This window comes from Enterobacter sp. 50793107 (assembly GCF_001463365.1).
Taxonomy (GTDB): Bacteria; Pseudomonadota; Gammaproteobacteria; order Enterobacterales; family Enterobacteriaceae; genus Enterobacter; species Enterobacter cloacae.
Genome location: NZ_LNII01000075.1, coordinates 145,472 through 171,324, shown reverse-complemented (window position 1 = coordinate 171,324; position 25,853 = coordinate 145,472). Strand labels below are relative to the sequence as shown.

The 25,853-nt window shown below is 56.6% G+C and carries 25 protein-coding genes; 17 read left to right on the top strand and 8 right to left on the bottom strand.

Annotated elements, in window-relative coordinates; all coding sequences use genetic code 11:
* Positions 1 to 172: 172 nt before the first annotated feature.
* The 7 genes from ppiB (at position 173) to mnmH (ending at position 4,895) form a co-directional block, all read left to right on the top strand.
* Complete coding sequence (gene ppiB, locus APU11_RS11185; RefSeq protein ID WP_020685026.1) at positions 173 to 667, top strand: peptidylprolyl isomerase B; 495 nt, start codon at positions 173 to 175, stop codon at positions 665 to 667.
* A 3-nt stretch (positions 668 to 670) separates the two neighbouring features.
* Positions 671 to 1,393, top strand: coding sequence for a UDP-2,3-diacylglucosamine diphosphatase (lpxH, locus tag APU11_RS11180; protein WP_058651672.1), 723 nt, complete (start codon positions 671 to 673; stop codon positions 1,391 to 1,393).
* Positions 1,394 to 1,533: 140 nt separating this feature from the next.
* Complete coding sequence (locus tag APU11_RS11175) at positions 1,534 to 1,743, top strand: YdgH/BhsA/McbA-like domain containing protein (RefSeq protein WP_013095921.1); 210 nt, start codon at positions 1,534 to 1,536, stop codon at positions 1,741 to 1,743.
* A 65-nt stretch (positions 1,744 to 1,808) separates the two neighbouring features.
* The gene (locus APU11_RS11170) at positions 1,809 to 1,994 is read left to right on the top strand and encodes a hypothetical protein (RefSeq protein ID WP_013095920.1); all 186 of its coding nucleotides are present in this window, start codon (positions 1,809 to 1,811) and stop codon (positions 1,992 to 1,994) included.
* A 161-nt stretch (positions 1,995 to 2,155) separates the two neighbouring features.
* On the top strand, positions 2,156 to 2,665 hold the full coding sequence (gene purE, locus APU11_RS11165) for a 5-(carboxyamino)imidazole ribonucleotide mutase (protein WP_013095919.1): 510 nt from the start codon (positions 2,156 to 2,158) through the stop codon (positions 2,663 to 2,665).
* Positions 2,662 to 3,729, top strand: a complete 1,068-nt coding sequence (gene purK, locus APU11_RS11160) for a 5-(carboxyamino)imidazole ribonucleotide synthase (RefSeq protein ID WP_038982821.1) — start codon at positions 2,662 to 2,664, stop codon at positions 3,727 to 3,729. The genes purE and purK overlap by 4 nt, the downstream gene beginning before the upstream one ends.
* 95 nt (positions 3,730 to 3,824) lie before the next feature.
* Positions 3,825 to 4,895: a tRNA 2-selenouridine(34) synthase MnmH gene (mnmH, locus tag APU11_RS11155; protein WP_020685023.1), complete on the top strand. Its 1,071-nt coding sequence runs from the start codon at positions 3,825 to 3,827 to the stop codon at positions 4,893 to 4,895.
* A 71-nt stretch (positions 4,896 to 4,966) separates the two neighbouring features.
* On the opposite strand, the gene APU11_RS11150 is transcribed toward mnmH, so the two are convergent.
* The 3 genes from APU11_RS11150 to ybbA all read right to left on the bottom strand — a co-directional run bounded on the left by APU11_RS11150 (position 4,967) and on the right by ybbA (position 9,392).
* A complete protein-coding gene (locus APU11_RS11150; protein WP_013095916.1) occupies positions 4,967 to 6,112 on the bottom strand; it encodes a porin in 1,146 nt (381 codons plus the stop codon).
* A gap of 182 nt (positions 6,113 to 6,294) precedes the next feature.
* On the bottom strand, positions 6,295 to 8,709 hold the full coding sequence (gene ybbP, locus APU11_RS11145; protein ID WP_058651671.1) for a putative ABC transporter permease subunit YbbP: 2,415 nt from the start codon (positions 8,707 to 8,709) through the stop codon (positions 6,295 to 6,297).
* A complete protein-coding gene (gene ybbA, locus APU11_RS11140) occupies positions 8,706 to 9,392 on the bottom strand; it encodes a putative ABC transporter ATP-binding protein YbbA (RefSeq protein WP_013095914.1) in 687 nt (228 codons plus the stop codon). The genes ybbP and ybbA overlap by 4 nt, the downstream gene beginning before the upstream one ends.
* Here ybbA and tesA point away from each other — a divergent pair.
* Genes tesA through APU11_RS11125 form a run of 3 tightly spaced genes read left to right on the top strand, consistent with a single transcriptional unit; the run spans position 9,363 to position 11,698 of the window.
* A complete protein-coding gene (gene tesA / locus APU11_RS11135; RefSeq protein ID WP_013095913.1) occupies positions 9,363 to 9,986 on the top strand; it encodes a multifunctional acyl-CoA thioesterase I/protease I/lysophospholipase L1 in 624 nt (207 codons plus the stop codon). The two genes, ybbA and tesA, sit on opposite strands and share 30 nt — an antisense overlap.
* Before the next feature lie 28 nt (positions 9,987 to 10,014).
* Positions 10,015 to 10,785, top strand: a complete 771-nt coding sequence (locus APU11_RS11130; RefSeq protein ID WP_013095912.1) for an SDR family oxidoreductase — start codon at positions 10,015 to 10,017, stop codon at positions 10,783 to 10,785.
* 58 nt (positions 10,786 to 10,843) lie between these two features.
* Positions 10,844 to 11,698, top strand: a complete 855-nt coding sequence (locus APU11_RS11125; RefSeq protein ID WP_013095911.1) for a co-chaperone YbbN — start codon at positions 10,844 to 10,846, stop codon at positions 11,696 to 11,698.
* A 47-nt stretch (positions 11,699 to 11,745) separates the two neighbouring features.
* On the opposite strand, the gene fetB is transcribed toward APU11_RS11125, so the two are convergent.
* Together fetB and fetA are read right to left on the bottom strand one after the other, a co-directional pair.
* Entirely contained in the window at positions 11,746 to 12,528 is a 783-nt protein-coding gene (fetB, locus tag APU11_RS11120) for an iron export ABC transporter permease subunit FetB (protein ID WP_020685020.1), read from the bottom strand.
* A complete protein-coding gene (gene fetA, locus APU11_RS11115) occupies positions 12,521 to 13,192 on the bottom strand; it encodes an iron ABC transporter ATP-binding protein FetA (protein ID WP_013095909.1) in 672 nt (223 codons plus the stop codon). Before fetA ends, fetB begins: the two co-directional genes overlap by 8 nt.
* Positions 13,193 to 13,354: 162 nt before the next feature.
* Here fetA and APU11_RS11110 point away from each other — a divergent pair, with 162 nt between their 5' ends.
* Together APU11_RS11110 and APU11_RS11105 are read left to right on the top strand one after the other, a co-directional pair.
* Positions 13,355 to 14,269 (top strand): SPFH domain-containing protein, encoded by a 915-nt coding sequence (locus APU11_RS11110; RefSeq protein WP_008499312.1) that lies wholly within the window; start codon positions 13,355 to 13,357, stop codon positions 14,267 to 14,269.
* Complete coding sequence (locus APU11_RS11105; protein ID WP_020685017.1) at positions 14,266 to 14,718, top strand: NfeD family protein; 453 nt, start codon at positions 14,266 to 14,268, stop codon at positions 14,716 to 14,718. Before APU11_RS11110 ends, APU11_RS11105 begins: the two co-directional genes overlap by 4 nt.
* Here the strand turns inward: APU11_RS11105 and cueR are convergent.
* A complete protein-coding gene (gene cueR, locus APU11_RS11100) occupies positions 14,715 to 15,125 on the bottom strand; it encodes a Cu(I)-responsive transcriptional regulator (protein ID WP_013095907.1) in 411 nt (136 codons plus the stop codon). The two genes, APU11_RS11105 and cueR, sit on opposite strands and share 4 nt — an antisense overlap.
* Before the next feature lie 108 nt (positions 15,126 to 15,233).
* Between cueR and copA the strand changes: the two genes are divergently transcribed.
* From copA to ybaK, 3 genes are all read left to right on the top strand, one after another.
* A complete protein-coding gene (copA, locus tag APU11_RS11095; protein ID WP_058651708.1) occupies positions 15,234 to 17,732 on the top strand; it encodes a copper-exporting P-type ATPase CopA in 2,499 nt (832 codons plus the stop codon).
* 148 nt (positions 17,733 to 17,880) lie between these two features.
* Positions 17,881 to 18,675, top strand: a complete 795-nt coding sequence (locus APU11_RS11090) for a TraB/GumN family protein (RefSeq protein WP_058651638.1) — start codon at positions 17,881 to 17,883, stop codon at positions 18,673 to 18,675.
* 199 nt (positions 18,676 to 18,874) lie between these two features.
* Positions 18,875 to 19,354 (top strand): Cys-tRNA(Pro)/Cys-tRNA(Cys) deacylase YbaK, encoded by a 480-nt coding sequence (gene ybaK, locus APU11_RS11085; RefSeq protein ID WP_010428207.1) that lies wholly within the window; start codon positions 18,875 to 18,877, stop codon positions 19,352 to 19,354.
* Positions 19,355 to 19,476: 122 nt separating this feature from the next.
* On the opposite strand, the gene ushA is transcribed toward ybaK, so the two are convergent.
* Complete coding sequence (ushA, locus tag APU11_RS11080) at positions 19,477 to 21,129, bottom strand: bifunctional UDP-sugar hydrolase/5'-nucleotidase UshA (RefSeq protein ID WP_013095904.1); 1,653 nt, start codon at positions 21,127 to 21,129, stop codon at positions 19,477 to 19,479.
* Between the two features lie 163 nt (positions 21,130 to 21,292).
* Between ushA and APU11_RS11075 the strand changes: the two genes are divergently transcribed.
* Entirely contained in the window at positions 21,293 to 22,513 is a 1,221-nt protein-coding gene (locus tag APU11_RS11075; protein WP_013095903.1) for an MFS transporter, read from the top strand.
* A gap of 228 nt (positions 22,514 to 22,741) precedes the next feature.
* Positions 22,742 to 24,418 carry a YbaL family putative K(+) efflux transporter gene (ybaL, locus tag APU11_RS11070; protein WP_029882633.1) on the top strand — a complete coding sequence of 559 codons (1,677 nt, stop codon included), beginning with the start codon at positions 22,742 to 22,744 and terminating at the stop codon, positions 24,416 to 24,418.
* Between the two features lie 92 nt (positions 24,419 to 24,510).
* Here ybaL and APU11_RS11065 read toward each other — a convergent pair whose 3' ends face one another.
* Positions 24,511 to 25,815: an inosine/guanosine kinase gene (locus tag APU11_RS11065; RefSeq protein WP_048970975.1), complete on the bottom strand. Its 1,305-nt coding sequence runs from the start codon at positions 25,813 to 25,815 to the stop codon at positions 24,511 to 24,513.
* Positions 25,816 to 25,853: the final 38 nt, after the last annotated feature.

The window sequence follows — 25,853 nt, the reverse complement described above, 5'->3', positions numbered from 1 at the left end:
AAGATTCCATGTAAACACGTGTGTGGACGAAAACCGGGTATTCTACCCGTAATTCAAACCCGAAGCAGCACACAATGCAAGGTGATCGCATCCTGTGGTTATGCTATAACAGGCCCCTATATCTGACCCGAACGCGGGTCGACGTACCACAATAACGGAACAGGATGCAAAAATGGTTACTTTCCACACTAATCATGGCGATATCGTAATCAAAACCTTTGATGACAAAGCGCCTGAAACAGTTAAAAACTTCCTGGACTACTGCCGCGAAGGTTTCTACAACAACACCATTTTCCACCGTGTGATCAACGGCTTTATGATCCAGGGCGGCGGTTTTGAACCGGGTATGAAGCAGAAAGAAACAAAAGAAGCGATCAAAAACGAAGCCAATAACGGCCTGAAAAACACCCGCGGCACGCTGGCGATGGCGCGTACTCAGGCACCTCACTCTGCCACCGCGCAGTTCTTCATCAACGTGGCTGACAACGACTTCCTGAACTTCTCCGGCGAAAGCCTGCAGGGTTGGGGCTACTGCGTATTCGCAGAAGTGGTTGAAGGCATGGACGTGGTCGACAAGATCAAAGCCGTTTCCACCGGCCGCAGCGGCATGCATCAGGACGTTCCAAAAGAAGACGTTGTGATTACCAGCGTGACCGTCAGCGAGTAATTCGTGGCGACACTCTTTATTGCAGATTTGCACCTGCAAACAGAAGAACCGGCGATCACCGCCGGTTTTCTGCGTTTTTTAGCGGGTGAAGCCAGACACGCCGACGCGCTTTACATCCTTGGCGACCTGTTTGAAGCCTGGATCGGCGACGACGACCCCAACCCGCTGCACCGTAAAATGGCTGCCGCCATTCACGCGCTGGTCACCTCCGGCGTTCCCTGCTACTTCATTCACGGCAACCGCGATTTTCTGGTAGGCCCTCGCTACGCCCGGGAAAGCGGCATGACGCTGCTGCCAGAAGAACAGGTGCTTGACCTCTATGGTCGAAAAGTCCTGATCATGCACGGTGACACGCTCTGTACGGACGATACCGGCTATCAGGCGTTTCGCGCGAAGGTCCACACCCCGTGGATCCAAAAGGTGTTCCTTGCCCTGCCGCTGTTTATCCGTAACCGTATCGCCGCCAGAATGCGCGCGGGCAGTAAAGCCGCCAACAGCAGTAAGTCGATGACTATCATGGACGTCAACCCGCAGGCAGTGGTCAACATGATGGAGAAACACCACGTCCAGTGGTTGATCCACGGTCATACCCACCGTCCCGACGTGCATACGTTGGTCGCCAACGGCGAACCGGCTCACCGTGTGGTACTGGGCGCGTGGCACAGCGAAGGATCGATGGTGAAAGTCACGCCTGAAGGTGTGGAACTGATCGCTTTCCCGTTTTAATCTCTCCCGCAAAACTCATTCTATTTTTTTGAACGATATCGGCAAATTGTTTCGATTTTAATCAGCCCGTGGTCGGCCTATCATTTATCACATCAGGGCAACACGCCCTATCCCAAACAAAACACTTAAGGATTACGACCATGAAATCTATCAAAACTTTCGTTGCAGTTGCCGCTCTGTCTCTGATCTCTTTCGGTTCTTTCGCACAAAGCGTTAGCGCGACAGCCTCAACTCTGGATCGTGCAGAAGCGAAAATTGCCGCTCAGGCTGCTGAACAGGGCGCGTCTTACAAAATCACCAGCGCACAGTTCAATAACCGCGTGCACATGACTGCAGAACTGACTAAATAAGATCGCCGTTTGCCGTGCCGCCAGTAGATCCGCGACAGCGACAAGACGATGAGGAAGGAAAGAGAATGAAAAAAATCAGCATCGTAAGTGCCCTGCTGCTGGTCGCTGGACTGTCCACTGGCGCGATGGCAGCAGAGAATGGCTTCTGTGTACCGGAAGCCGGCTCGAATATCGACACCAGCATGGTGAATCATATTGATGTCAGCCACGCATTCGACAAAGAGAACCTGACCGCAGGGGATCTTCAGTAACCTCTCAAAACAGACCGCCTGAATGCGGTCTGTTTTGTTATTCCCTGCGCACCACAACGGCTCGGTTTTTAACCGCGCAACCGTTTTCCTTGCCCGTATTACATGCTATTCTCTGTGCCCTCGAAAGCAGTGTGTTTCGCACCACAGGAGTTTTAAGACGCATGTCTTCCCGCAATAATCCGGCGCGTGTCGCCATCGTGATGGGGTCCAAAAGCGACTGGGCTACCATGCAGTTCGCCGCCGAAATCTTTGAAATCCTGAATGTTCCTCACCATGTTGAAGTGGTTTCCGCACACCGCACGCCGGATAAACTGTTCAGCTTTGCCGAAAGCGCGCAAGAGAATGGTTACGAGGTGATCATTGCCGGTGCGGGTGGTGCAGCTCATCTGCCGGGCATGATTGCCGCCAAAACGCTGGTGCCGGTACTGGGTGTTCCGGTGCAGAGCGCCGCACTGAGCGGTGTCGACAGCCTTTACTCCATCGTGCAGATGCCGCGTGGCATTCCTGTGGGTACGCTGGCCATCGGCAAAGCGGGCGCGGCAAACGCGGCTCTGCTGGCGGCGCAGATCCTGGCGACGCACGATAAAGCTTTACATCAGCGTCTGGCGGACTGGCGTAAAGCCCAGACCGACGAAGTGCTGGACAACCCGGACCCGCGGGGTGCGGCATGAAGCAGGTTTGCGTCCTCGGTAACGGTCAGTTAGGCCGCATGCTGCGCCAGGCCGGTGAACCGCTGGGTATTGCCGTCTGGCCGGTCGGTCTGGATGCCGAACCCGAAGCCGTGCCGTTCCACCAGAGCGTCATTACCGCTGAGATTGAACGCTGGCCGGAAACCGCGCTGACCCGTGAACTGGCGCGCCATAACGCTTTTGTGAACCGCGACGTGTTCCCAATCATTGCTGACCGTCTGACGCAAAAACAGCTGTTCGACAAGCTCGGACTGGCCACCGCGCCGTGGCAGTTGCTGTCTGATAAAAGCGAGTGGAACGATGTCTTCGCAATGCTGGGCGAACTGGCGATTGTAAAGCGTCGCGTCGGCGGTTATGACGGCCGCGGACAGTGGCGTTTGCGCGCGCACGAAACCGCCGAACTGCCGGAAGAGTGCTACGGAGAGTGCATCGTTGAGCAGGGCATCAATTTCAGCGGTGAAGTGTCGCTGGTTGGCGCTCGCGGCCACGACGGGCGTACCGTATTTTATCCTCTGACCCATAACCTGCATCAGGACGGGATCTTACGCACCAGCGTCGCCTTCCCGCAGGCCAATGCTGAACAGCAGGCCCAGGCTGAAGAGATGCTCTCGGCCATTATGCATGAACTGGGTTATGTGGGCGTGATGGCGATGGAGTGTTTTGTAACGCCGTCTGGTCTGCTGATCAACGAACTGGCACCGCGCGTTCACAACAGCGGTCACTGGACGCAAAACGGCGCATCAATCAGCCAGTTTGAGCTGCACCTGCGCGCCATTACTAACCTGCCGCTGCCGCAGCCGGTGGTTAATAGCCCTTCAGTGATGATCAACCTGATCGGTACCGATCTGAACTACGACTGGCTGAAGCTGCCGCTGGTGCACCTGCACTGGTACGACAAAGAGGTTCGTCCGGGGCGTAAAGTGGGTCACCTGAACCTGAACGACAGCGACGCAGGCCGCCTGAGCGCTACCCTGGAAGCGATGATCCCTCTCCTGCCGCCGGAATACGCAAGCGGGATTGTCTGGGCGCAATCAAAGCTCAAATAAGCGATAATTGCCGGGGAGTTGATCTTCCCCTTCCCCGGCCTCTCCTCACGCGCGTAAAATCCCCCTCCATTGCTGTTTTGATTTCTGGAATAACCATGAACGATGGAACGGATTATCGCGCGATACTCGCGTCCGATACCCCTTTGATTGACGTTCGCGCGCCGATCGAATTTGCGCAGGGTGCGATGCCTGCGGCAATCAACCTGCCTTTAATGAACGACGACGAACGCGCCGCCGTGGGGACCTGCTACAAACGCCAGGGGCCCGACGCTGCGCTGGCGCTCGGCCATAGTCTGGTGAACGGCGACACGCGGGAGGCCCGGATCAACGCCTGGCGCGAAGCCTGTCTTGCCCGACCTGAGGGCTTTATCTGCTGTGCGCGCGGCGGACAGCGCTCGCATATCACGCAGGCCTGGCTGAAAGAGGCGGGCGTGGATTACCCGCTGATCCGCGGCGGCTATAAAGCCCTGCGTCAGACGGCGATTCAGGTCACTATTGAGCAGTCACAAAAACCGATGGTGCTTATCGGCGGCTGTACCGGAAACGGTAAAACGTTGCTGGTGAAGCAGCACGCGCAGGGGATCGATCTGGAAGGGCTGGCGCACCATCGCGGCTCGTCGTTTGGCCGCACGCTGACGCCACAGCTTTCCCAGGCAAGCTTTGAAAATCATCTGGCCGTCGAGCTGTTGAAAAAAGATGCCGCACGTTGGGTGCTGGAGGATGAGGGCAGGATGATTGGCTCTAACCATCTGCCGGAATGCCTGCGCGACCGGATGGCCGAAGCCCCTATCGTGGTGGTAGAGGATCCGTTTGACATTCGTCTTGAGCGCCTGCGCGAAGAGTATTTCGACCATATGTGGGCCGATTTTTCTGCCGCCTACGGCGAAGAGGCAGGCTGGAAGGAGTATAGCGAGTACCTGCACCACGGTCTGTTCGCCATTCGCCGCCGTCTGGGGCTGCAGCGTTATGCGGAATTCACCGCGCTGTTAGATTCCGCACTGCTGGAACAACAACGCTCTGGCAGCACTGACGCACACTTTAGCTGGCTTGCGCCGCTGCTCAGAGATTATTACGACCCGATGTACGGCTATCAGCTGGAGAAGAAAGCGGAGAAGATTGTATATCGCGGGACGTATGGCGAGGTCGCTGACTGGCTTGATCGCTGAAAGAAAGCCGGGTGGCGGCTACGCCTTACCCGGCCTACATGTGCAATTCCCTCTCCCTTTCAGGGTGAGGGTTAGAAGTCGTAACGCAGACGCACCAGGTTCATATCGCCCAGGTTGTCGGTGCTGGAGGTGAACACGTGTTCGTAATCCACACGGAAACCGTAGTCCAGCTGGAAGCTGATACCTACACCGTTGTCGATGCGCTGGTAGTTACGGCCGTTCACGTACTCAATACGGTCACCCATGAAGTATGGCTGGATGGATTTAACCGCATACTGATTGATTGGGAATTTGTACCCTGCGAAGTATTCGATACCCCATGCGTCACCGGCAAAGTAGTCGTTAACAGACACTTTTTTGGTGGTCAGGAAGTTCTGGTACCAGCCGCCGCCAGCAGAGAAGGTCCAGTTATCCGGTGTCCAGCTGAGCGCGGTACCGAGGATGTTCTGGTCATAGGTTTTGCTGTCGCCGTTGTCCGGGTTACGCATATCTGCACGGGTGTAGTTCCATGCCGCGCCCCAGGTCAGATCGGTGGTCAGGTGGTAATCGATACCCAGGGAACCGCCGCCTTTACGCTTGTAGCGCAGACCGTTGCCCGGCAGGTATTCGCTGTCTTCAAACAGGTAAGAGGCGTAGATATCAGCATCGCCAACGGTTTTCTTATATTTCAGCATATTGCGTGAACGATAAGAGCCATCGTAGTCGCCGTTGATACCGTTACCTGGTGCCTGACCGATCATGTCGTAGTCCCAGATATCGGTTTTCACGCCCACCACATCATAGTACACGCTGTTCTGTTGACCGAAGGTCAGCGTACCCCAGGTGTCGCTCTTCAGGCCGGTGTAGAGCATACGGCGCGTGGTGTCGTGAGCACCTTCAGCATAATGATGATCCCAGTTGAACTGGGCAGGGATATTCACACCCAGTTCGTAGTAGCTGATCCAGCTGATGTCGTCGAACAGATAGTAATCTGCCGCAAAACGGAAACGGGTGCCGCCGTCGAAACCGTTACGTTTGTAGCTGTTTTTACCGTCGTCGCCCGTCATGTTCTGGAACTGAGGACGAATACTGCCGCCAACGGTAAAGTTCAGACGGCTCAGCGGGTTACCCGCCTGAGGATCTTGCTTAAGAACCGTGATTTCCGCCTGAGATGCGAAGGAGGTTAATGCCACTGCTGCGCCAATAGCTGTCGCCAGCGCGGTTGTTTTTATAGTCATTATTTTTCCTTAATAGACACGCTGCTAAATATTTAGCGTGTGAATATTAACTGGAAATAATCGGGCTGTGTGGGCGGGTTTTTAATGTTTTGTGCTACTAAATGAGTGGGTATTATCGATTTGTGCTGTTAACGGGCTGCGCACCAGCATTTAAACCGGTACGCAACCATCACGTCTGTGAACTAACTGACAAACTGGCGGAACAATGCCTTGCCTTTTAACAGCCGCGTTCCAAGCCAGCCGCCGCAAAGTGAAAGCAAAAGCGCACCGCACACCGGCAGCGTCAGCCACAGGCGCCAGTCTGGCTCCCACGGGAAGTCGAAGACTTTCGACTGCAGCACTGCCAGCGCCGCCTCTGCGCCAATGGCGGCCACCAGGCCTGCCACCAGCCCCAGCAGGGCGAACTCGCTCCACAGCGTAGCCCTCAGCAGGCGCTTGCCGGCTCCCAGCGTACGGTAGACCACCAGCTCCTGATGACGCTGACGCATGCCAACCTGCACCTGTGCCAGCAGCAACAGCACGCCGCAAATCGTCACCAGTACCACCATCACCTCCAGCGCGCGGCTGACCTGCTCCAGCACCTGACCGACCTGTTTCAGTATCGCGCCAATATCCAGCAGGCTGACCGTCGGGAATTCCCGGTTAAGCTGCGTCAACATGCCGTTGCCGTTTTCCCAGCGGAAGCTGGTGAGCCAGCTCTGCGGCTGTCCGTCCAGCGCCCCGACAGGGAAGATAAAGAAGAAGTTTGGCCGCAGGCTTTCCCAGTCCACTTTGCGCAGGCTGGTCACTCTGGCGCTGAAATCCTGCGTGTCGCCGGTAAAGGTCACGCTATCTCCCAGCTTCACATTCAGACGCTTTGCCAGCCCCTCTTCCATCGACACTTCCCCGGCCTTTGGCGGCCAGCTTCCGGCGGTGATCGGATTGTGATCCGGGCGCTTCTCCTGCCAGGTCAGGTTTAGCTCACGGTTGAGCGACTCATCTTTATTTCCCTCCGTCGACTGACCGTTGATCTGCGTCAGGCGCGCACGCACGATCGGATAGAACGACTCGGGAATAATGTGATGCTCAGAGAGAAAACCCTTCAGTGGCGTCACCTGTTCTGGAGCAATATTGATCAGAAAATAGTTCGGGCTTTCCGGCGGAAGCTGCTGTTGCCAGCGATCCAGCAGATCGCCGCGCAGCACCAGCAAAAGCGCCAGCAGCATAAACGAGAGCGAAAACGCCGAAAGCTGGCTCAGCGTTGACCACGGCTGATGCAGCAGACGGTTCACCGCCAGCCGCACGGGAAGGGAGTTAATCGTCATCCTTTTCAGAACAGTGAGCAACATCCAGCCCAGCATGCCACACAGCAGCGCCAGAACCACCGCCCCGACCAACACGGCCCACAGCAGGGTACTCCCGCCCATCAGCCAGGCAAGGAGCCCGATCACCACGGCTATCATCACCGGCAGGTAGTATTTAAGCGGCCAGACGCTGGCCACCACATCGCGGCGCAGCACGCGCAGCGGCTGGGTGGCGAGCAGGAGCCGGTACGGGCGCAATCCCACCAGCAATGAAATCACGGTCATCGCGCCAATCGCCCACAGCCACGGCCAGAGGCTTGCTGGCGGCAGCGCGGCAGGCAGTACCGGTTTCAGGAGCATCATCAGCAGCTTTTCAAACAGCAGACCTGTCGCCCCACCGGTGATGGCCGACAGCGTCAGCACCATCAGCCACTGGCCGACAATCAGCCTCCGCAATTGCGCCCTGCCCGCGCCAAGAGTTTTGAGGATCGCCACCAGATCGTAACGGCTGCGGCAGTAGTGTCCCATCGCCACGGCTACCGCCGCGACGGCCAGCAGCAGGGTTAACAGCGCCGAGAGCAGCAGAAACTGCTGAGAGCGTTCAAGAGACTTGCCGAGCGCGCCCTCATCCTGCTCAAGCCCGTACCAGCGGTGCTCCGGTTTTAACTGCGGCAGAAGCCATTTTTCATACGCCTCCAGCTGCGCAGGCGTGCCGCCAAACTTATAGCGCCAGGTGACACGGCTCCCCGGCTGGACGGCGTTGGTTTTCGCCACGTCTGCGGTGTTCATCAGCAAGCGTGGGGCGAGCTGGAACGGGTTGAAGCCGGAATCGGGTTCCTGAACCACCTCCCCGGCAATGGTCAGCGTCGCGTCCCCCACGTCGATGCTGTCACCTGTTTTCAGGTTCAGCAGCGCCATCAGTCGCGGTGCCAGCAGCACCGTACCGGGTTTCGGCTTGACGCCTGGCGGGCTGGTCTGCAGTTCACCGTACATCGGGTAGATATCATCCACGGCTTTGACACTGGCCAGCTGCGGCGTGTCACCGGCAAAGGTCATGGTCTGGAAGCTTATCTGCTCCCCGACCTTGAGCCCCCGCTTGCGCGCTTCGTCGATCCAGCCCGGCGGGACGGCACGCGAGCTTTGCAGCGCCCTGTCGCCCGCCATAAATTCGCGGCTTTGCTGGCTAAGCCCTTTCTCCATGCGATCGCTGACGCTGCCCAGCGCCAGCACGCAGGCCACCGCCAGGCTTAACGCCAGCCAGACGATCAGCAGCGAAGGCGAGCGCCACTCGCGCCAGAACCAGCGGGCAATCATGCTTCCTCCTGCAATTCACCGTTGACCAGCCGCAGGCGGCGATCGCAGCGGGCGGCCAACTGCGGATCGTGCGTGACCAGAATCAGCGTGGTGCCATGTTCCCGGTTGAGCGAGAACAGCAGATCGGCAATTTTGTCTCCGGTTTTACGGTCCAGGTTCCCGGTGGGTTCATCGGCAAACAGCACCTCCGGGCGACCATTAAATGCGCGGGCCAGCGCCACGCGTTGCTGCTCTCCACCGGAAAGCTGCGCCGGAAGATGGTCAAGGCGTTTCCCCAGCCCCAGCTGTTCCAGCAATGCCTTCGCATGATCGCGGCTTTCACGGCTGCTTTCTCCGCGCAGCAGCGCGGGCAATTCAACATTTTCCAGCGCGTTCAGGGTGGGGATCAGCATGAAGGACTGAAACACAAAGCCGATGTGACGGGCACGTAGCGCGGCACGCGCCTCTTCATCAAGCTGATGCAGCGGCTGTCCGACCAGGTTAACCTCGCCGCTGCTGCCGTCGTCCAGTCCGGCCAGAATAGCCAGCAGCGTGGACTTACCGGAACCGGATTCGCCAATCAGCGCAATGGTTTCGGCAGGTTTGACAACGAGTTCAACTCCGGTGAGGATGGAAAGCTCGTGTTCCCCCTGACCGACGGACTTCTTAAGACGATGAACTTCAACAATGTTTTCCGCTGGCATTTGCCCTTCCTGTTTTTGATTCTGATGACTTTCCGCGCGGCGGCAGCGGACACGTTACTGGTTCTCGGCGACAGCCTCAGCGCAGGCTATCGTATGGCGGCCAGTGCGGCCTGGCCGGCTCTGCTCAACGAAAAATGGCAGAGCAAAACGTCTGTTATCAACGCCAGCATCAGCGGTGATACCTCGCAGCAGGGCTTGTCGCGTCTGCCGGCTTTGCTCAAACAGCATCAACCGCGATGGGTACTGGTGGAGCTGGGCGGTAACGACGGATTGCGTGGCTTCCAGCCTCAGCAAACGGAACAAACCCTGCGCACCATCCTGAAGGACATTAAAGCGGCGAACGCACAGCCGCTGCTGATGCAAATTCGCCTGCCCGCCAACTACGGTCGTCGGTATAATGAAGCCTTTAGCGCGATCTACCCTAAGCTTGCCAACGAGTTTGATATTCCGCTGCTGCCATTTTTCATGGAAGAGGTCTATCTCAAACCCAACTGGATGCAGGATGACGGGATCCACCCCAATCGCGATGCACAGCCGTTTATTGCCGACTGGATGGCAACGCGGCTGGCTCCTTTAGTTAACCATGACTCCTGATTAAGCGGAGATCCTGACAGGTAAAGTTATGCAAAAATCGGTCTTAATTACAGGATGTTCCAGCGGAATTGGTCTTGAAAGCGCGCTCGAATTAAAGCGTCAGGGATTTCAGGTGCTGGCGGCCTGCCGTAAACCTGACGATGTGGAACGCCTCAACGGGATGGGGTTCACCAGCGTGTTGCTGGATCTGGACTCACCGGAAAGCGTTGAACGCGCCGCAGATGAGGTGATCGCCCTTACCGGCAACCGTCTGTACGGTCTGTTCAATAATGCCGGTTACGGTCTCTATGGCCCGCTGAATACGATCTCCCGCGAACAGCTTGAACAACAGTTTTCCAGCAACTTTTTCGGTGTGCATCAGCTCACCATGCGCCTGCTTCCGGCGATGCTGCCTCACGGTGAAGGGCGTATCGTGATGACCTCCTCGGTCATGGGGCTGATTTCTACCCCCGGCCGCGGCGCGTATGCCGCCAGCAAATATGCGCTGGAAGCATGGTCGGACGCCCTGCGCATGGAGTTGCGTCACAGCGGGATTAAGGTGAGCCTGATTGAACCCGGCCCCATCCGCACCCGTTTTACGGATAACGTCAACCAGACGCAGGCGGACAAACCGGTCGAAAACCCCGGCATCGCCGCACGTTTTACTCTTGGGCCGGAAGCGGTTGTCGCGAAAGTGCGCCATGCTTTTGAGAGCGATAACCCAAAAATGCGCTATCCGGTAACGCTGGTCACCCATGCCGTAGGCTGGTTAAAACGTCTGCTGCCGGGCCGGATGATGGACAAAATTTTACACGGTTGAGTTGAAGCGACGACGCTCACCCCCATGTAAATAACAAACCGATAAAAGAGAATGCCGCATGTCCGTACAGAATATCGTCAATATTACTGAAGCAAACCTGCAACAGGTCCTCGAACAGTCGATGGTTAAACCGGTACTGTTCTACTTCTGGTCTGAACGCAGCCAACACTGTCTGCAGCTGACGCCGGTCCTCGAAAGCCTTGCCGCACAATACAATGGCCAGTTTATTCTCGCCAAACTGGACTGTGATGCAGAACCCATGGTGGCCTCACAGTTTGGCCTGCGCGCCATCCCCACGGTCTATCTTTTCCAGAATGGACAGCCTGTTGATGGCTTCCAGGGACCGCAGCCTGAAGAGGCGATCCGCGCCCTGCTGGATAAAGTGCTGCCGCGTGAGGAGGAGCTAAAAGCGCAGGAAGCCATGGCGCTGATGCAGGAAGGTAAATACGACGAAGCCCTGCCGCTGTTGAAAGACGCCTGGCAGCTCTCTAAGCAGAACAGCCAGATTGGCCTGCTGCTGGCTGAAACGCAGATTGCCCTGCACCGCTCAGAAGATGCTGAAGCCGTGCTAAAAACGATCCCGTTGCAGGATCAGGACACCCGCTATCAGGGCCTGGTGGCGCAAATTGATCTGCTGAAACAGGCGGCGGATACCCCGGAAATCCAGCAACTCCAGCAGCAGGTTGCCGATAACCCGGCCGACGCAGCGCTGGCAAGCCAGCTGGCACTCCAGCTGCATCAGGTGGGTCGAAATGAAGAGGCCCTGGAACTGCTGTTCAGCCACCTGCAAAACGATCTGGCTGCCGCAGACGGTCAGGCGCGGAAAATGTTCCAGGAGATCCTGGCCGCGCTGGGTACCGGCGATGCGCTGGCCTCGAAGTACCGTCGTCAGCTGTACGCGCTGCTCTACTAAAAAAATGCCCGGTGGCGCTCACGCTTACCGGGCCTACACAAACAGGCTTAATCCGCTTTTTTTAGCTGTGTGACCACCAGCTGGTGGCGCGCGTTGTAGAACTTCCTATACGTCAGATAACAGGCAATGATGGTCGACAGGCTCGCCGTGGAGAGCAGCATAAAGGTCACCATGATCTGATATTTGATCGCTTTCACCGGATCAATGCCAGCGAAGATCAGCCCTGACATCATCCCCGGCAGACTCACCAGCCCCACCGTTTTCGCCGAATCCACCGTAGGGATCAGCGACGCGCGGATACTCTCACGAATCAGCCGCGCCGACGCCACTTTTGGCGTTGCCCCCAGGCTTAACTTCTCCTGCAGCTTCTGTTGCTCACTGCTGAAGCGCTGGCCAAGGTTGTTGTAGCACAGCCCTACCGCCACCATGGCGTTCCCGGCGATCATCCCGGAGATGGGGATCACCTGCATCGGCGTAAACTCAATAGAGCCAGATAGCACCAGCACCGCCAGCGTCAGCGCGGTCCCGGTCGTAATGGCAATAAATGACGAGACAAACGCCTTATCGATATATTTGCTGCGCTTCTGCGCATTCCACGCTGCGTTGAAGCAGATAAACAGCACCATCAGCAGCGTCAGCACCGCGTGGTTGACGTTAAAGATGTACTTCAGCACATAGCCAACGATGATGAGCTGAATCACCGCGCGGCAGATGCTCCAGAGAATATCTTTCTCCAGCCCCAGCTTTTCCCGGTAGCTCACTAAAATCGCCACCAGTACCAGCACCATCGAAAACGCCAGCGATGCGTTGGTGATATTATGCTCACCCATGGTTTGCCTCCTGCCATTTCCCACCCTGCGGCTGCAGCGTGATGACATCATCCGCATGGGCAATTTCATTTGCGTCGTGCGTCACCCACAGCACGGCAATATTTTGTTCACTGGCGTAGCGATGGATAATATCGTTCACGTTGCGCTTGTTGGCCTCATCCAGCGCGCTGGTGATCTCGTCCAGCAGCAGCACCTTCGGTAAAAACTGCAGGTTACGAATCAGCGAAACGCGCTGCTTTTCGCCCCCGGAGAGCTCATTAATGGATTTGGTCAATGTTTCCTGCGCCAGGCCAAAGCGGGCCAGGTCAGCGATAAATTTATTCGGCTCCGGCGTTTGCTGGCGAATCTGCCACGGGAAGATCAGGTTGTCATAGACCGTTTCGCCGAACAGTGAAGGGGTCTGTACACAATAAGAGACCTGCTGGCGATAGCGTTCCGGGGAGAGGGTCGCAATATCGTGGCCCTCAAACAGAACGGTTCCCTCCGTAGGACTTAGCAGTGAAGCCACAATTTTCAGCAACGTGCTTTTGCCGCAGCCTGACGGCCCGGTGATTAATTTAAACTCGCCCGGTGAAAGGCAAAATTCGACGTGCTGAAGGATCGTATTCCCCCCAACACGAAACCCGACATCCCTGAGATGTAATATGTTTTTTTGATCGTTCATTCCGCTTCCGTTAACCGCTTCTGGTAAAAATCGTCTGTAGCATAATCCTTTGTCCCTTCCCAGCCTATTTTCAGAGGCGAATTTCAGCCCGATAGCCGATATACTGATGAACAATAAACATGCATTTTTACTCATCAACAGCATGCAAAACAGGAGGTTTTTATGCTTATCGTTGTTCCTGTCCTTATATTCGTTGCGCTGGTTATTGTGGGCGCCGGGGTCAAAATTGTCCCGCAGGGATATCAGTGGACCGTTGAACGCTTCGGCCGCTACACCAATACTCTCCAGCCAGGTTTGAGCCTGATTGTTCCCTTCATGGACAGAATTGGTCGCAAGATCAACATGATGGAACAAGTGTTGGATATCCCCTCGCAGGAAGTTATTTCGAAGGATAACGCCAACGTCACCATCGATGCCGTCTGTTTTATTCAGGTAATTGATGCGCCCAAAGCCGCCTATGAGGTGAGCAACCTGGAGCTGGCGATTGTTAATCTGACGATGACCAACATCCGTACGGTACTCGGCTCTATGGAGCTGGACGAAATGCTCTCTCAGCGTGACAGCATCAACACCCGTCTGCTGCACATTGTTGATGAAGCGACAAACCCGTGGGGCATTAAAGTCACCCGCATTGAAATCCGGGACGTTCGCCCACCTGCGGAGCTTATCGCTTCGATGAACGCCCAGATGAAGGCAGAACGAACCAAGCGCGCCTATATTCTGGAAGCCGAAGGGGTGCGTCAGGCGGAGATCCTGAAAGCCGAAGGGGAAAAACAGTCGCAAATTCTGAAAGCGGAAGGGGATCGCCAGTCTGCCTTCTTGCAGGCAGAGGCGCGTGAACGTTCTGCCGAAGCGGAAGCCCGCGCAACCCAGATGGTATCCGAGGCCATTGCCGCCGGTGACATCCAGGCCGTGAACTACTTTGTCGCGCAAAAATATACCGATGCGCTGAAAGAGATCGGCTCGGCAAATAACAGCAAAGTGGTGATGATGCCGCTGGATGCCAGCAGTCTGATGGGCTCCATCGCCGGGATTGCTGAACTTATCAAAGACAGCGGAAACGAGCGCAAAAAATGATTGAGCTGATCGTCGCACATCCTCATGCTTTCTGGCTAAGCCTGGGTGGCTTACTGCTGGCCGCAGAGATGCTTGGTGGCAACGGTTATCTGCTCTGGAGCGGTGTGGCCGCGGTGATTACCGGGCTGCTGGTCTGGCTGCTCCCCCTGGACTGGGCGTGGCAGGGCGCGCTGTTTGCCGTGCTGACGCTGGTGGCCGCCTGGCTGTGGTGGCGCTGGCTGAACCGTCAGGTTAACGAGCAAAAACCGCTGGATACCCATCTCAATCAGCGTGGACAGCAGATCGTCGGCCAGCGCTTTACGCTTGAGACCGCGCTGGTGAACGGCCGCGGACATATGCGCGTGGGCGATAGCTCCTGGCCGGTGGTGGCCGACGATGACCTCAGCGCCGGGACGCGGGTTGAGGTCATCGCGGTGGAAGGGATTACGCTTCGGGTGAAAGCCTGCTAAGCCTGCGCCTTACGATGACAGCAGCCGGCAAGATTATCGATAATCGGGCAGTCGGCGCTGTCATCTCCCGGACAGGATTCCGCCAGCGCCAGCAGCTGCTTGCGCATCGCTTCCAGTTCCGTAATGTGCCGTTCAATCTCCGCCACTTTTTCCAGCGTCCGTTTTTTTACATCTGCGCTGTGGCGTTTTGGATCGTTGAACAGATTCACCAGCTCACCGCACTCTTCAAGGTTAAAACCCACCTGACGCGCCTGACGCAGTAAGGTCAGCTCGTCCAGATGCAGTTGCGTGTAGCTACGGTAGCCATTTTCGCTGCGCAGCGGCGGCGTCACCAGCCCCTTCTCTTCATAAAAGCGGATTGCTTTGCTGGTCAATCCGGTTTTTTTCGCAACATCGCTGATATTCACATTTCCCCCTTGACCTTCCCCTTGATGGAAGGTTTAACCTTCATAACAGTTAGCGAAAAGCGTTACTCCGGTCAACAACTGACCAGTTCATTATACGGGAGTTTTGTTATGTCTCACACAATTGACCTGACACTGGACGGCCTCTCCTGCGGCCACTGTGTCAAACGCGTAAAAGAAAGTCTGGAACAGCGTCCTGATGTCGAAAGCGCTGACGTCACTATCGATCACGCCGCCGTCACCGGCAGCGCCAGTGCGCAAGCGCTGATTGATACCATCAAACAGGCAGGTTATGGGGCGGAGCTGAGCCACCCAAAGGCTAAACCGCTGGCAGAGTCATCATCCCCGTCGGAAGCACTGACAGCGGCCACTCCTGAGCTTCCGGCAACTGATGATATCGATGACAGCCAACAACTGCTGATCAACGGCATGAGCTGCGCCAGCTGCGTCTCCCGGGTGCAAAATGCCTTGCAGGCGGTACCCGGAGTCGCGCAGGCACGGGTCAATCTTGCGGAGCGTACTGCGCTGGTCATGGGCAGTGCCTCCGCCGCAGAATTAGTGCAGGCCGTTGAAAAAGCGGGCTATGGCGCAGAGGCCATCGAAGATGATGCCAAACACCGCGAACGCCAGCAGGAAACGGCTATCGCCACCATGAAACGCTTCCGCTGGCAGGCCATTGTTGCGCTGCTGGTCGGGATCCCGGTGATGGTGTGGGGCATGATCGGTGACAACATGATGGTCACCGACGATAACCGCACGCTGTGGCTGGTCATTGGTATTATTACGCTTGGTGTAATGGTATTTGCAGGCGGACATTTCTACTCCAGCGCCTGGAAGAGCCTGAAAAACCGCACCGCAACCATGGATACGCTGGTGGCACTCGGCACGGGTGCGGCATGGCTCTACTCCATGAGCGTGAACGTCTGGCCACAGTGGTTCCCGATGGAAGCCCGCCATCTCTATTATGAAGCGAGCGCGATGATCATCGGCCTGATTAACCTGGGCCATATGCTGGAAGCCCGTGCCCGTCAGCGCTCCTCAAAGGCGCTGGAGCGATTGCTGGATTTAACCCCCCCGACCGCCCGCGTGGTCACTGACGACGGAGAAAAAAGCGTTCCGCTGGCCGAGGTTCAGCCCGGTATGACGCTGCGTCTGACCACCGGTGACCGTGTTCCCGTGGACGGAGACATTACGCAGGGTGAAGCCTGGTTTGACGAAGCGATGCTCACCGGGGAACCCATTCCGCAGCAGAAATCACAGGGTGATGGCGTGCATGCCGGTACGGTGGTGCAGGACGGCAGCGTGCTGTTCACCGCCAGTGCAGTGGGAAGCCACACCACGCTGTCCCGTATTATCCGCATGGTGCGCCAGGCACAGAGCAGTAAGCCTGAAATAGGTCAGCTGGCCGATAAAATCTCCGCCATTTTTGTGCCGGTAGTAGTGGGCATCGCGCTGCTGAGCGCGGCTATCTGGTATTTCTTCGGCCCGGCGCCGCAAATTGTCTATACCCTGGTGATCGCCACCACGGTACTGATTATCGCCTGTCCTTGCGCGCTCGGCCTTGCGACGCCGATGTCGATTATCTCCGGCGTGGGTCGCGCCGCCGAGTTTGGCGTGCTGGTGCGTGATGCCGACGCCCTGCAACGTGCCAGCACTCTCGACACGCTGGTCTTTGATAAAACCGGTACCCTGACCGAAGGTAAACCGCAGGTCATGGCCGTGCATACCTCAGGCTTCGCGGAGGCTGACGCGCTGCGTCTCGCCGCGGCCCTGGAACAAGGCTCCAGCCACCCGCTGGCGCGAGCCATCATTGAGAAAGCCGGTGAGGCCAGCCTGCCGCAGGTGAACAACTTCCGCACCCTGCGCGGATTAGGCGTCAGCGGTGAGGCCGAAGGGCACACACTGCTGCTGGGTAACCAGGCCCTGATGAATGAAAACGGCATAGCAACTTCAGCGCTGGAAAGTGAACTGAATGCCCACGCATCACAGGGCGCAACCCCTGTGCTGCTTGCGGTGGACGGTCATATTGCGGCCCTGCTGGCCGTGCGCGATCCGTTACGTCAGGACAGTGTGGATGCCTTACAACGACTGCACCGCGCGGGCTACCGCCTGGTGATGTTAACCGGGGATAACCTAACCACGGCCAACGCCATCGCCAGAGAGGCGGGGATCGATGAAGTCATTGCCGGTGTCCTGCCGGACGGCAAAGCGGACGCCATTAAAACGCTGCAACAACAGGGGCGCCAGGTCGCGATGGTTGGCGACGGTATTAACGATGCGCCGGCGCTGGCACAGGCAGAGGTGGGGATTGCCATGGGAAGCGGGAGCGACGTTGCCATTGAGACGGCAGCCATCACACTGATGCGACACAGCCTGATGGGTGTTGCCGATGCGTTGGCGATTTCGAAAGCCACGTTGCGCAACATGAAGCAGAACCTGCTGGGTGCGTTTATCTATAACTCGCTCGGTATCCCGATTGCTGCCGGCATTCTGTGGCCCCTGACCGGTACGCTGCTTAACCCGGTGGTCGCAGGTGCAGCGATGGCGCTCTCCTCCATTACCGTGGTGAGCAACGCCAACCGGCTGCTGCGCTTTAAACCGAAAGCGTAATACGTTGTAGGCCGGGGAAGCGCAGCGCCACCCGGCTTTTTTACCTGATGGCGCTGCGCGTATCAGGCTTACGAAACGTGCCGACGTTCACCTGTTGCGCCGCCCTTCCCCACGCGTTAGCATGAACCTTTCCGTTTATGGAGCGCGTATGAGTCTGTTTCGCCGTATAAAAACATCGTTTCGCGCCCTCTTCCCCCGCCGTTATACCTGGCCCGGAATGGATATTTCGCTCCCCGGCGGTCAGCATCTGCACCTGGTGGGCAGCATACATATGGGCACGCAGGATATGTCCCCGCTGCCCTCTGGTCTGTTATCCCTCCTGAAGCAGGCCGATGCGCTGGTGGTTGAGGCGGATATTTCAGGCCACGAGTCTCCCTTTGCCGGGCTGGAGAGCGATTTGACCCTGGCCGACCGTCTGAACGAGGCTCAGCTCGCCGAACTGACGCGCGTGGCGGATGAAACCGGCGTATCGCTCTCCATGCTGGACACCCTGCCGCTCTGGCAGATTGCCATGATATTGCAGGCGACGCAGGCGCAGCGTCTGGGCCTGCGCGGTGATTACGGTATTGATTACCAGCTGCTGAGTGCGGCTCGGGCACGCCGTCTGCCGATCATTGAGCTGGAAGGTACCGATAGTCAGATTGCCCTCCTTCGCCAGTTGCCTGATGACGGTCTCATTCTTCTTGATGATACGCTAACGCACTGGCATACCAACGCCCGTCTGCTGCAAACCATGATTGGCTGGTGGCTGGATGCCCCGCCTGCTGAGGGGAAATTAACGCTGCCGTCGACGTTCAGTGAATCGCTGTACGATGTGCTGATGAACGCACGCAATGCGGCATGGCGGCAGACGCTGCATGCGTTACCTGCCGGGCATTACGTGGTTGCGGTGGGGGCATTACATTTGTACGGAGAAGGGAATTTGCCGTCGCTGCTGAAATAAAAAAATGGCCAATATTTCTATTGGCCCGTCAAAGAGGAATTTCATCGTTTTTATTATGCCGAAGGAGACCTTCGGTTGAGCCGATTGTCGCTCAAAGTGACCATCACTGCCAATACTATTGCGCAAGATGGTGCTATTTTTTAGACAAACGTCAGGCGTATGCTGTCAGCATGAATTGTCTGTCGTAAGAAGGATAGCTATGACTCCCGCCGTTAAATTACTCGAAAAAAACAAAATTTCTTTCCGGATCCACACTTACGATCACGATCCGAACGAAACCAATTTTGGTGATGAAGTGGTGCGCAAACTGGGGCTGAACGCCGACCAGGTCTATAAAACGCTGCTGGTGGCCGTGAATGGCGATATGAAGCATCTCGCCGTCGCGGTCACGCCCGTGGCTGGTCAACTGGATCTGAAGAAAGTGGCCAAAGCGCTGGGAGCGAAAAAGGTAGATATGGCAGACCCAATGGTTGCGCAACGCACCACGGGTTATCTGGTGGGCGGGATCAGCCCGCTCGGGCAGAAAAAACGCCTGCCAACGCTGATTGACGCCCCTTCGCAGGAATTTGAAACCATCTATATTTCCGGCGGCAAGCGCGGGCTGGATATTGAACTGGCCGCAGGCGATCTGGCCAAAATGCTGGATGCGAAGTTTGCGGATATTGCGCGCAGGGATTAAAAGAAAAAGCCGGGTGGCGGCTGCGAGGTAAAAGCAAAACGGTAACAGACGTTACCGTTTTTTGTGTTCGCGCCCTCTCCCGGTGGGAGAGGGTTGGGGTGAGGGCATCAGGCCGCACAACGTTACTGCCAGCTCACCTCGCCTTTCGGCTCATACGCATTCACGTCGATCGGTGAATTCTGCTCGATAAACTGCTTCAGAACCTCGGCATCAATAAAGCCGGTATTCACATAGCCCGGTTTATTATCGATGTGCGGATAACCGTCGCCGCCGGTGGCGTTAAAGCTTAAGGTTGCCAGACGGTAGGTTTTCGCGGGATCAACCGGCTCACCCTTGATTTTGAGATCGTTGAGCTTGCCGTCTTTGGCCACAAAGCTGACGTTAGCGAACTGCGGATAGGCGCCGGAGTCCGGCTTCATCTGCGCCACGGCGGTAAGGTACTCAATCACCTCTTTCCCGCTCATATCGGCATAAACCACCACGTTGCCAAACGGCTGCACCTTCAGCACATCTTTATAGGTGATATTCCCGCCTTCGATGGAATCACGGATCCCGCCGCCGCTCATCACACCAAAATCAGCGCCGGTGCGCGCGATTTGTGCCGCCAGCACCAGGTGCCCCATATTGGTCTGTACGAAACGGACTTTGCTGCGGTCCCCTTCCAGACGCCCGTTCAGCGTACCGATTTTCACGTCCAGCTGCGCTTTGCCTTTATTCTGGAACGGGGTTAAGAGAGAGAGCATCTGTGGGTTCTCGGGGATTTCCGGGGTGTAGAGTACGCGCTCACTTTTCCCGTCCGGATAGGTCACTTTTTTCTTCAGGTTGACCGGGATGAGCTGATAATGCACCAGTTTCATCTCGCCGTTACGGAACTCAAAGTCGGCACGGCCAACGTATTTACCCCACTCGTGCGCCTGCACAATCCAGATCCCGTTCTGACGGTCTGGTGCGCACGGCGTGCCCGGAACATAATCCACCTGCTTTTTATTCTCCGAGGCCATGCACACCGGATCTTGTGAGTGACCACCCACAATCATTGCCAGCGAGCCCGCAGGGAGGCTGCGCGCCATTTCAACGTCGCCCGGTGCGTTAGAACCATGCTCGCCGTTGTCGTAATGTCCCATATGGGTGGTGGCGATGATCACGTCCGGTTTTTCGTTTTGCTGCAACTCCTGAATCACCAGCTTCGCTTCGTCTGCCGGTTTACGGAATTCGATATCGGTAAAGAACTCCGGGTTGCCAATTTTTGCCGTATCGTCCGTGGTGAGGCCAATCACCGCGATTTTCAGATCCTGACGCTTAAACAGCGCCCACGGTTTAAACAGGCGTTCACCGGTGCTTTTCTGATAGATATTGGCGGAGAGGAATGGGAATTTGGACCATTTTTCCTGCTGGCGCAGCACGCTCAGCGGGTTATCAAACTCATGGTTTCCGACGGCCATTGCATCGTAACCGATTAAATTCATACCGCGAAAATCAGGCTCAGCATCCTGTAAATCGGACTCCGGCACGCCGGTATTGATATCGCCCCCCGATAACAGCAGCACGCTGCCCCCTTCGGCGGCAACCTCTTTACGAATGCCATCCACCAGCGTTTTTTGCGCGGAGAGACCATATTCGCCGTACTCGCTGCGCCAGAAATGGCCGTGGTGATCGTTGGTATGCAGGATCGTAATTTTATACGTTTTGTCTTTTTCATACGCCTGTGCGGGCAGGCTTGCCAGACCCCAGGCGGCGAGCAGCGCCAACGCGACGCCATGCTTCATTAACTTCATCTTCTCTCTCCCTGACCAATAGACAAACGCAAAAATTACAGTGAGTAACAAGAATAGACAAATAAGTTTTCATAATTGCGACTTTCTTCAAATGTCGCTGGCAGGTATGTTAGTTGGATAATAATTACCCCCTGCATTTTTCATCACTAACGACGTGGTATTTATGGCAATCAGTGAATCAACCCAGCCCGTTTCGGGCGCGCCGGCGTCGCCGCCACCCTCGCGCACCTCATTTAAAGTCTTAGGCGCTATTAGCCTCTCCCATCTGCTCAACGACATGATCCAGTCGCTGATCCTGGCGATTTACCCGCTGCTGCAATCCGAGTTTTCATTAACCTTCGTGCAGATCGGGATGATCACCCTGACCTTCCAGCTGGCCTCTTCGCTACTGCAACCTATCGTCGGTTACTGGACGGATAAATATCCGATGCCGTGGTCGCTGCCGATTGGCATGTGCTTCACCCTGAGCGGGCTGGTGCTGCTGGCTATGGCGGGCAGTTTTGAAGCGGTGCTGCTTGCCGCCGCACTGGTGGGAACCGGCTCGTCGGTCTTCCATCCGGAGTCCTCCCGCGTGGCACGTATGGCCTCCGGCGGGCGCCACGGGCTGGCGCAATCACTCTTCCAGGTGGGCGGTAATTTTGGCAGTTCCCTCGGCCCGCTGCTGGCGGCAGTGATCATCGCGCCGTACGGCAAGGGTAACGTCGCCTGGTTTGTGCTGGCCGCCCTGCTGGCAATCGTTGTGCTCGCCCAGATCAGCCGCTGGTATGCCGCACAGCACCGCGTAAACAAAGGCAAACCAAAAGTGAAGGTTATCAATCCCCTTCCACGCAATAAGGTTATCCTGGCCGTGTCCGTGCTGCTGGTGCTGATTTTCTCGAAATATTTCTATATGGCGAGCATCAGCAGCTATTACACCTTTTACCTGATGCAAAAATTCGGATTATCGGTACAAAACGCGCAGTTCCACCTGTTTGCTTTCCTGTTTGCCGTCGCGGCAGGGACGGTGATTGGCGGGCCAGTCGGGGATAAAATTGGCCGTAAATATGTTATTTGGGGCTCTATCCTTGGCGTTGCTCCCTTTACCCTTATTTTGCCTTACGCCAGCCTTGAATGGACGGGCATTTTAACGGTGATTATTGGTTTTATTCTGGCTTCGGCGTTCTCGGCTATCCTGGTGTATGCGCAGGAGTTGTTACCGGGGCGTATTGGTATGGTTTCCGGGCTCTTCTTTGGTTTCGCCTTCGGCATGGGCGGCCTTGGTGCAGCCGTGTTAGGTATGGTTGCCGACCACACCAGTATCTTCCTGGTTTATAAAATCTGCGCTTTCCTGCCACTTCTGGGGATGTTGACCATATTCCTGCCTGATAATCGTCATAAAGCGTAATTTCATGGCTGCCAAAGTGTAACTTTGGCAGCCTGATGCCCTCATGGCATAAGGCTTTCCTGTTCATCCCTTCTCTGAATTTATCAAAACCTGCCTTTTCTGAGGCATATTGCCGTTTTATTCAAATTTCAACAATTATTCATAAACACAAGGGTAAAAATTGTCATAAACTATTACTCGGTTTTTGGTTTTCACCAAAATGGAACACCCACAACGAAAGGAGACGGAATGCACCACGCCACACCGCTTATCACCACCATTGTTGGTGGACTTGTGCTCGCTTTTATTCTCGGCATGATTGCCAATAAACTGCGTATTTCCCCTCTTGTGGGCTATCTGTTAGCCGGGGTACTGGCGGGACCGTTTACGCCTGGCTTCGTTGCGGATACCAAACTGGCACCTGAACTGGCGGAACTGGGCGTGATTCTGCTGATGTTTGGCGTGGGGCTGCATTTTTCCCTGAAGGACCTGATGGCGGTAAAGTCGATCGCCATACCGGGAGCGATCGCCCAGATAGGGGTGGCGACGCTGCTGGGCATGGCGCTTTCGGCCGTACTGGGCTGGTCGTTAATGACCGGCATCGTATTTGGGCTGTGTCTCTCAACCGCCAGTACCGTGGTGCTGCTGCGCGCGCTTGAAGAGAGGCAGCTGATAGACAGCCAGCGCGGACAAATCGCAATCGGCTGGCTGATTGTTGAAGATCTGGTGATGGTGCTGACGCTGGTCCTGCTGCCTGCCGTCGCCGGAATGATGGAAAAAGACACCCTCGGCTTTGCCTCGCTGGCGCTGGATATGAGCATCACCATCGGAAAAGTGGTGGCGTTTATCGCCATCATGATGCTGGTAGGCCGCCGTCTGGTGCCGTGGATCATGTCGCGCAGCGCGGCCACCGGCTCGCGTGAACTGTTCACCCTTTCCGTCCTTGCGCTGGCGCTGGGGATTGCCTTTGGCGCAGTGGAGCTCTTTGACGTCTCCTTTGCCCTTGGCGCGTTCTTCGCCGGGATGGTGCTGAACGAATCCGAACTGAGCCACCGAGCGGCGCACGACACCCTCCCCCTGCGTGATGCCTTCGCGGTGCTGTTCTTTGTCTCCGTCGGGATGCTGTTTGATCCGATGATTCTGGTTCAGCAGCCGTTGGCCGTACTGGGGACGCTGGCGATTATCATCTTTGGTAAGTCGGTCGCCGCCTTTTTCCTGGTGCGAATGTTCGGCCACTCGCCGCGTACCGCTCTTACCATCGCCGCCAGCCTGGCACAGATTGGTGAGTTCGCCTTTATTCTGGCGGGTCTGGGGATGGCGCTGAACCTGCTGCCGCAGGCCGGGCAGAACCTGGTGCTGGCGGGGGCGATCCTCTCGATTATGCTGAACCCCGTGCTGTTCGCCCTGCTGGAAAAATATCTCGATAAAACGGAAACCCTTGAAGAGCAGACGCTCGAAGAGGCCATTGAAGAAGAGAAGCAGATCCCGGTGGATATTTGCAACCACGCCCTGCTGGTCGGCTTTGGCCGCGTGGGAAGCCTGCTCGGCGAGAAGCTGATGGCGCAGGGGATCCCGCTGGTGGTGATTGAAACCTCGCGTACCCGCGTCGATGAGTTGCGCGAGCGCGGTATCCGCGCGGTGCTGGGCAATGCGGCGAACGAAGAAATTATGAACCTGGCGCATCTGGACTGCGCCCGCTGGCTGCTGCTGACCATTCCAAACGGCTACGAAGCGGGTGAGATTGTGGCCACTGCACGTGAGAAATGCCCAACGATTGAGATCATTGCCCGCGCCCATTACGACGACGAGGTGGATTACATCACCGAACGGGGTGCGAATCAGGTGGTGATGGGTGAGCGCGAAATTGCGAATACGATGCTGGCGCTGCTGGCGAAGCCGCCGGTTGAAGAGGCTGTGACGAGGTAATTTTCGTGCGGCCTGATGCCCTCACCCTGGCCCTCTCCCACCGGGAGAGGGAATAAACACTAAAAACGGCAACATACGTTGCCGTTTTGCTTTTACCTGTCCCAGTACGCCTCTTCGAGGCTGTCTTCCCTTTCCGGCAGGCCACGTGTTAAGCGCGGGGAGTGCTGGTTCAGCACCTGATAACTGACGCGGTTCGCGTATTTACACACCTGCGCCAGCGACGAATAGGTGAGCCAGCTGAACTTATGTTTGCTGGAATTCGGCACGTTGGTTTTGTGGTAGGCATTGGCGGTGATGTCATGCAGCAGCGCCGCCAGCGCACCGTCGCCCGCACCGTTGGTGTTCATGATCTTCTCCGGGCCGCCCATGTACGGGGCGATGTGCGAGTAGATCCGCAGCGGATTAACACAGTCTTTATAACGCATGCCACGGCTGAACTCATACTGGTTGAACTCGGCGATGGCGCCAGGCAGCAGCGGATGCTGGGTTTTGCGTTTGCTCTCTTCTTCCGTGAAGCCTGCCATATACAGCCCTACCGGTCCGGCGGTGCAGAGCACCAGATCCACCCAGTCCAGCGCTTTATCGGAGGCCAGCAGCGGATCGCTCTCGCCGGTGAGGGCCTCAGCTTCTTCTTCGTTCATCGCCAGAATCGAGACATGCTCTTTCAGGAAGGCCTGCCACCACTCCGGGTTGTCGGCAATCACAAATTTTGTTCCCAGCGTCAGGACCACCGGCACATCGTACTTTTTCGCGTACTCAATCGCCTTCATGGTGGCTTCCGGCATCGGCTCGCCCGGCTTGCAGCGCACCAGGTAGGAGGTGAGCACCAGCGCCGACGCGCCCGCAATCACCTCTTCGGGAATGCTCTCGGCACGCAGCTTGTTCATGTGGCCAGGGCTGATGGCAAAGGTACGCTCGCCGGATTCACCGATCAACGTAAAGCAGCGGCCAATGGGGCCGTCGACACCCTGCAGATAGTTAAGATCGGTACGGCTGGAGGTATTGCACAGGTAACGGTAGGCGTAGCCACCAATTTCGATGTTGCTGCACATCACGCCGAGCAACACTGAGCGGTCGTCTGCCAGAACGGAGTAGTTGTGCATGGTATTGCCGATGGTGCCACCGGCAAACTGATGGGTGATCAGGTTGTCACGCACCAGCTCCTGATAGAGCACCTCCGCAACGTCGTCTTCGATCACCAGCGAGTGGCCGGCGCTCAGACCGTAACGGGCGACAAACGCATCATCCACTTTCGCTTCAATGTCCACCAGCGTCTGATCGATACCGACGACCCATGCCGCGCTGGTTTCATTTTCAGGCTGGATTTGCTGCAGGAGCGGATCGCGGGCATCAACAGGGAAGTAGTGTTTGGATTTGCGTTTACCGGGAAATTTCATGGTCTGAACTGTGCATAGAATATGGGCCGGGAATGGTA